The sequence below is a fragment of the Dietzia sp. CQ4 genome (assembly GCF_014145125.1).
Taxonomy (GTDB): domain Bacteria; phylum Actinomycetota; class Actinomycetes; order Mycobacteriales; family Mycobacteriaceae; genus Dietzia; species Dietzia natronolimnaea.
Map to the genome: position 1 here is coordinate 1 of NZ_JAALDZ010000369.1, position 1,722 is coordinate 1,722.

Sequence of the window (1,722 nt, forward strand, 5' to 3'; positions counted from 1 at the left end):
AACGTCGACTTGCCCGACCCCGACACCCCTCCCACCAGCACCAACCGGACGCGGGCGCGCAGGAGGGCGTCGACGGCCCGGTCCGCCAGCTCCAGGGCGTGCCGCGCGTCCGCCCCACCGCTCCGGGACTGCTCGGCGCGGATCGCGGTGACCTTGGACCGGACCAGCGCGCGGTACCCGATGTAGTGGTGCACGAGGGACGACGGCGCGTCATCCCCCGAGAAGTCCCGATACGCCGCGAGGAAGGCCTCGGCGAGGTCCCGCGCCCCCACCCTGTCGAGATCCATCGCCAGGAACCCGGCGTCGAGCATGGCGTCCCCGAACCTGAGCCGGTCGTCGAACTCGAGACAGTCGATCACCCGGGGCCCGTCGTCCTCCAGATAGATGTCCGCCGCGAGCAGGTCACCGTGGCCGTCGACCACCCGGCCCGCATCGACTCGCGCCCGCAGCAGTCGCTCCCTCCCGCGGAGATACTCCCCCGCGAGCCACTCCACGTCGTCGACGATCACCGGTGCGTCCTCGCCCACACTCAGACGCCGCAGGTGGCCGATCGACTCCCGCCACAACCCGGCCACGGCGTCCGCGGTGCCCACCGCGTCGATCTCCTCCGAGCGGGGACTCGCGGCGTGGAGGTGATCGAGCTGCCGGGCCACCTCCCGCACCCCCGCCAGGAGGTCGGGATCGTCGGAGCGGCCGGTCCCTGAGGCCCGCGACCGCACCAGCGAGTCCAGGCTCCGTCCGGCGGGGAGTCGGCGCATCCGGACCACGTGGTCGATCACCTCGCCGTCCGGACCTCGCACCTCGAGCACACCGTCGTACACGTCCGGCGCCAGGCGACTGTTGAGCTCGACCTCCCGGCGGCTCTGTTCGGCGCGGGCCCCGACCGACGTGTTGTCCAGGAACCCGAGATCGATGCGCTTGCGCACTTTGTGAGCCTCGTCACCATAGAGCACGATGAGAGCGCTGTGCGTCTCGACGACGGCCGGCCCTCCGTCCGTCACCGGGTCGGCATCCGCGGGGGTGTCCATAACCCCAGCCTAGGCAGGCATGACACGGTTCGCGGCCGACCCGCGGAGTCGGCCGCATACGCCCCCCTCGCCTGTGGTGACCGGAGTGTTACCTCAAGGAACACTCAGCATTTCGCCCCCCTGACAGCGCCGGACTTCGCTTGTAGGGTCGCCGACGCACCTCGCTCCGATCGAGGTGTCCGCGATGAGAGACATCGGGGTCAATGAAGATGGGAGCTGTTCAGAACATGACGAACACCCACCGGAAGACCACCAACCGCACCACCGCCAAGATCGCCGCCGTCGGCGCGTTCGGCATCGGTGCCGCCATCGCGTTCCCCGGCCTCGCCGCGGCCCAGGAAGCCCCCGGCGGCAGCCTCGAGGGCCTCGCGGGCGACACGGGCAGCCTCACGGAGATCGCGGGTGAGGACGGCAGCCTGGCCGACCTCGATCTCGGCACGGACCTCGCCGTCGACCTGGGCAGCCTCGCCTTCAACCTGAACCTCGGCGCCGAGGCGTCCAACCCGGGCTCGGTCGAGTTCGGCAGCCTCGGTGTCTCCCCGAACACCGGTAGCGACATCCTCGACAGCGGCTCGGCCGGGGCCACCGACGCGGGCACCGGCTCGCTCGACACCGGCTCGCTCGGTGGGGACACCGACACGGGCTCCGTCTCGGGCTCGGCTGACGAGGGCACCGACACCGGCTCCGTCTCCGG

General features: G+C 71.3%; 2 protein-coding genes. One reads left to right on the forward strand and one right to left on the reverse strand.

The annotated features are described in order from the left end of the window. Positions 1 to 1,028, reverse strand: a 1,028-nt coding sequence (locus G6031_RS17120; protein ID WP_182653917.1) for a gluconate kinase, incomplete at its 3' end; no start/stop codon positions are given. A gap of 227 nt (positions 1,029 to 1,255) precedes the next feature. On the opposite strand from G6031_RS17120, the gene G6031_RS17125 reads away from it, so the two are divergent. After that, positions 1,256 to 1,722: hypothetical protein (locus tag G6031_RS17125; protein WP_241737402.1), on the forward strand; the 467-nt coding region annotated here is incomplete at its 3' end.